Consider the following 5368-nt stretch of genomic DNA (forward strand, 5'->3'; position numbering starts at 1 on the left):
TTACCTAGTTCAAAGTTATGGGTATAGCGCAGCTGCACTTCGGTCAAGTTTAGAGCCTGCAACTGGGTAATGTTTGTAGTTGCCCCTAAACTTCCTTCCTGCTTTAGCTTGCCTCGAATCGCCTGGGTAAGTGCCAACTTCTCTACATTTGTGCCAGCGAGTACCAATGTTCGCGCTCGTTGCTCTTGAGCTAATCCTATATAGTCAGCAGCAATTATATCTAGCTTCGTATCAGGCGATACTTCCTGAATACTACCAATTGTCTCTAGTTGCTTAAATCCCGCTTCTACTCTCCCGTCTGCAATTAGGTCTACTGCAATTTTTAACTCTGGGTTACGCTGCCTATTTGATTGGCTTAAGTGCGCGGTCTTGATGCCAGCTTGTTGCAAGGATTTGAATGGGTTTCCAGCTTCTACTGCCGATAATTGCTTGGTATCCCCAACTAGCAATAGTCTTGCTCCCTCAGTGGTCGCTCTTTCTAACAAGGCATGAGCATATGCAGCACTAAGTAAACCTGCCTCATCCACAATCCAAATCTGATTTGATTCAATTAGGGGTGCTGGCTCAGACACCAATAAACTGGCTACAGTCTCAGAATGTATACCTAGTTCCTCACTTAATACCTTAGCCGCCATTGATGAAGGGGCAAAAGCTTTAACTGTATAGCCTTGAGCGAGTGCGATCGCGTTTAATTCCTTGAGGGCGAAAGTCTTACCAGCACCAGCTACACCTTGCCACGCTACAAACTGGTCTGTTGTAGTTGCAGCCATATTTACTGCAAGTCGTTGCCCCTGATTGAGTAAGGTTTTCTCTAAAAGGCTTGAAGCTACTTGTGTATGCTCTATCGGATTAACTGCCCCAATTCCTGACTGCATCAACTCAATCGTCGCTAGTTCTCTTTTTACTGCCGTCCATGTTGTGTATTGTCTTTCCATTCCCGGCAGAGCGATTAACTCCTGATGCTCCTTGATCAATGCCTCAAGTGCAGTCACATCAGTCAAAAGTCTTTCTCTTAGAATGAATTTTTCTAAATCCTCAAGCTTAAAAGCAACATTCCTCTCACTGCAATGAGCAATCGCGGGAGCCAACGCATCTTCAAGACTTTGCTTTGAAACTGAATTTTGTACTACTTGAGCATTTGGCTCAGAAGACTTGACGAAACTGATGCCCAACACTTGGGCTTCTTCCTTCCAGAATGCTTTTAACTCCTGCTCTGAAATCTTTTGCTTGCGCTGCCGAGTACTATCCCAGATTTTCTCACGCTCTACCCAAGTTGAGTTAACCCCAACTTTGGCAATGATTTGCTGTCGCCGCTTTGAGAACGCCTCTAAGTCTTGTTCCTTGAACCCCTTGATCTCAAATTGTCCATGTTGACGTGGCTCGATCTCATAGCCCAACTTGATTACTTCTGCTGCCAAATAGCTTTGATATACCATGCCCAGGAATTTCTTGTTGGCGAATATCTCACTATTGACCAAACTCATCCACTTGCCGTCTGCTTGGGTTGTGTTCATGACTAAGCAGTGGGTATGCAAATGTGGATCTAAGGAGCGGCTTTCGATGTGGTCGAACTCTGCAACCACCAAGTTAGCTGTGTTTACCCTGTGACGAGAATCTCCTTGTGTCACTCTAGTTATTGCGTAACGTTGTTCCATTAACGCTAATACTTTTTCTAATGCCTGATGGTGCGCGGCAATTAATCTCTCATCTCCACCTACCAACGCCATTAGGCTTACACTCTTAGGCGCAGAAAATGTACAGTCTAACGCTGCCCTGCGTTGGTCGGGCTTCAGTACCTTGGCATTAAGCTGCTCACGACCATCGGGCGAAAGCCCAGAGATTACATTTTTAAACGTTTGCTGATTTTCAACTGCTCCTGACAATCCCAATTTCTCAGCACCCTTACCACTCCAGCGAGACTTGCCTTGGTGATAGTAGTTCTTGATGAAGTAGTTCACAGCCATCTCTGATGACACGTTAGCAGCTGTTAGCATCGCTCACCTCAAAGAAGGGAACTCTTAACGGGGCAACAGGCAATAGGAAACTCTTAAAACCAAGCTGCTCACTTTCTTGCTTATTCTCTCTTTTCTGTTCCCTGTTCCCTATTCCCTCTTCCCTTTTACATAACTTAATCCAATAACTCTTGAAGTCATTGTTTATCACCGACATCAAACCAAAAAAAGTTTGATGCCGAGTTAAAAGTTTTTGGTGAGACAATGACAGCAACAAATTTTTTATTCACCAACTCTCATGCACTTAAATATAGCTTATTACTGTCTAAAACTTTCCGCCAATTTTGGCGTACTGTGCGTCGTATTTTGCTATTATTCGTTTGGGAAAAGAATAATATCATTGTAATAGCATGTATTCCCAAAACGCTTTTCTTTTCTGGTATTGCGCCAGATTAATGCCAGAGTTGCGCCATTTTTGTGAGAAAAAAACACTTGATTGTCAATAAATTTAATTTGTTGATAAATACTATTTAAAATTCCAGAGCTGTGCTAGAGTTGTGCCAGAGTTGTGCCGGATTTATATGGGTTTGAGCCGATTGTGATCAAATTCCATAAATTTGCCATAATTGCGCTATTAACGACTTGTGATTTCATGAAATGGTTGAGTAATTTTTGTTGAAAGTAGATGGCAGATTTAATAATCTCATTCGATCCGGGAGCATCCTTGAGTAGAGTTTTTTTTACTCTAGATTCAAGTAAGCCGGAGTTGCTTTTGATGGAACCCTACACAGCATTAATCCCGAAACAAAGCCTTTTAAGTTATGAGGAGGATGCGATTGGTATATCTTCTCCAGAGAATTCAGCTTGGATTGAATACAATCAGCAATGCTGGGGTATAGGATTAATTTGTCAGAGGTTTTTTGCAGATTTGAAGTTAGAGCAGCCAAAATTTGAGCTAGCGATTTATAAAACCTTGGCTGTAGTGGGTGCTATAGCCCAAAAGAAGTCGTTAGCCAACGGTGCAAGTATTCGTCTGGGCATCTTGTTTCCTTACGGAGAATACTCGGATCGCAAATTATTTGAGATATCGATTACAGGCGCTCTGCTCAACTTTAAATGGAGAGGTGAAAAACGCTCTTTCAAGCTAGTGGAGTTTGTTTGCCGCCCTGAAGGATTTGGATTGCTCTCACGAGGACGTACAACTACCCATAATTTGCGTTCACGGAAAGTAGCGGTGGTGATGATTGGCTTTCGCAATGCCTCTATTTTGATTATGGATAAGGGTGCGATGACAAGTGGAGTTACAGAAGACTTAGGCTTTCATAAGTTAGTATCATCAGTACAGCGTCGGGTAGCTGGACAAAAACCTCTGACTCTTGCAGCTGCTATTAGTGCTGCTGGTTCCAAAATAAATCTAAAAGCCTTATTACCTTTAGTTCGAGTCGAAGATGCTTTGCTACAAGAATTAGAAATTCAATCAATCAAATCAGCAATCAGTATTGGTCGTGAAGAATATTGGGCAGTGCTTTCAAGTTATTTGCATCGTTATATTCCATCAGATATTGATGAGATTATTTTTGCTGGTGGAACTGCCCACTATTTCAAGAATGAACTGAATCGATTATTTCCGCGTCCTGAAAAAATTTCTTGTGATGCCTTGGAATATTTAGTACAGCAAGAATTTTTATCTGACAAACCTAAATCAGATTTATCCTTTCGCTTAACTGATAACTACGGTTTTTTCTCTTATCTTTGTAAAAATTATCAACAGGTCGCAAATCATGCCTGAACAAGTTGATTTTCGATTTCAGTTCAGTACTTCATCTCCTTATCTTCCCCTCTTAAAATATCTGAGTCCCAAAAATAAAACTCTTGAATTTCCGAGACAAAACATGATTATCTGGGCAATCGCTGCCTTTTGGCATCCGATAGCTTGTCGATGGTTAGGAGGGTTCTCAGAATCAGATTTAAAATCAAAGGCAAGAATTTCAATTTACCAACTGCAACAACAAATTATTTATTTAGCTCAAACTTTTAACTTGGAGCAAGAACTGGAAAGTCATCTAATCGTTACAAACCCTGCCGACAAGGTTGATACACATTTGGGATCTTCACCTACTCACGAGGATGATGATTGTTTACTAGAAAATGCATTTAACTAGGAATAAATTTATGCCTTATACCAAAGAACTGCTACAACAAACATATTCACTCTCTGTAGAAGATGTTGATGCCACGTTGACAGCAAGTAATTTACCTATTGACCAAGCCTCTTACAGTGATGAAGAAATTCAGTCTCGTTTTGATGTGATCCGAGCGTCAATTGAACAGGGTAAAACCTATAAGCAAGCGGCAGCACACTTCCAACGACAATCGAAAAAACGTGCCGATAAAACTGAATTTCCACCAATGAACATCCTAGAGATGTTAACTCACATCAAATCAGAGTACGGCATTGAGCTAGAACTAACTGAAGCAATTGAGATTATCAGCGCTTGTGGACTATCTCCAAATCAGAAGGAGTATCGTCAGTTGGAGTGTGAGCGCTTTCTCGAAGCTTGCGACCTAATTAAGGAGCAAAATAAAACATATTTTGATGTAGCTACTCACTTTGGCATAGTTCAACCCCAAGATGAGAGCCAGTTAATTGCTGAGTTTTTTGGTGAAGAAGCATCTGTTTCTGAAGAGGAATTGGTCAATTTAGTGGATAATATTACCCGAAAACGCGCTCAAAATATTCCAGGGCTAGTCAACCAAATGTATCTCAAGAATGTACTCCGCGCACTTTCGGAGAACAAACAGGATATTAAGAAATTTTATTCGGGACTAGAACAACGTATATTGGAGCGCATTGAGGGAAAGTCCCCATTGAAAACTCTAATAGCGAATCACTATCCGATGAAGGATTTTCCGCTTTCTTCGCCCACGCCGATGCTATCGCCCAACGTGTCCGAGAGTGGAACGAGTACCGATTAGAACAAGAAATTGCTGACCAAAAACGCACCATCGATCTGAAAATCGAGAAGGCATCTGATGTTAAAGCTGTTGAAAAGTTAAAGAAGTCCAAAGAATGGTTGAAACATCGCCAACAGCGGTTTGAAAAAGTTAAAGAATTTCTTTTCTGGATTGGTGCTTGGCTCGGCTCTGGTCGCTCTGGTACCTTATTTGTCCTGACTGCCATTGTCACCTTCGCTACTCTTGGACTAATCGCAGGACTCAACTGGCCTACCACCATCGCTTGTAAAAGTGACTCTGACGGATGTTATTTACTGCGATTTGATAAGAAAACCGTGATTCTTCCCCAACAATTCAAAAATATCCTTGCTGAGTACGAACGTAATAAGAACAAATCCAAACATCTTAAGAGGGAACAGGGAATAGGCAACAGGGAACAGGGGAATTCCCATAAATAAATT

The 5368-nt window shown here is 41.5% G+C and carries 6 protein-coding genes; 5 read left to right on the plus strand and 1 reads right to left on the minus strand.

What is annotated here, in order from left to right; genetic code table 11:
- Positions 1 to 1994 (minus strand): MobF family relaxase (gene mobF, locus ACWATR_RS38470; protein WP_460345196.1); only part of this gene is annotated, 1994 nt, incomplete at its 3' end.
- A 222-nt stretch (positions 1995 to 2216) separates the two neighbouring features.
- On the opposite strand from mobF, the gene ACWATR_RS38475 reads away from it, so the two are divergent.
- The 5 genes from ACWATR_RS38475 to ACWATR_RS38495 all read left to right on the plus strand — a co-directional run bounded on the left by ACWATR_RS38475 (position 2217) and on the right by ACWATR_RS38495 (position 5365).
- Entirely contained in the window at positions 2217 to 2408 is a 192-nt protein-coding gene (locus tag ACWATR_RS38475; protein WP_460345199.1) for a hypothetical protein, read from the plus strand.
- Between the two features lie 229 nt (positions 2409 to 2637).
- Positions 2638 to 3741: a ParM/StbA family protein gene (locus ACWATR_RS38480; protein ID WP_460345202.1), complete on the plus strand. Its 1104-nt coding sequence runs from the start codon at positions 2638 to 2640 to the stop codon at positions 3739 to 3741.
- Positions 3734 to 4114: a hypothetical protein gene (locus ACWATR_RS38485; RefSeq protein ID WP_460345205.1), complete on the plus strand. Its 381-nt coding sequence runs from the start codon at positions 3734 to 3736 to the stop codon at positions 4112 to 4114. Before ACWATR_RS38480 ends, ACWATR_RS38485 begins: the two co-directional genes overlap by 8 nt.
- Before the next feature lie 10 nt (positions 4115 to 4124).
- On the plus strand, positions 4125 to 4928 hold the full coding sequence (locus tag ACWATR_RS38490) for a hypothetical protein (RefSeq protein ID WP_460345208.1): 804 nt from the start codon (positions 4125 to 4127) through the stop codon (positions 4926 to 4928).
- A gap of 98 nt (positions 4929 to 5026) precedes the next feature.
- On the plus strand, positions 5027 to 5365 hold the full coding sequence (locus ACWATR_RS38495; RefSeq protein WP_460345211.1) for a hypothetical protein: 339 nt from the start codon (positions 5027 to 5029) through the stop codon (positions 5363 to 5365).
- Positions 5366 to 5368: the final 3 nt, after the last annotated feature.

The sequence above is a fragment of the Nostoc sp. UIC 10890 genome (assembly GCF_054786515.1).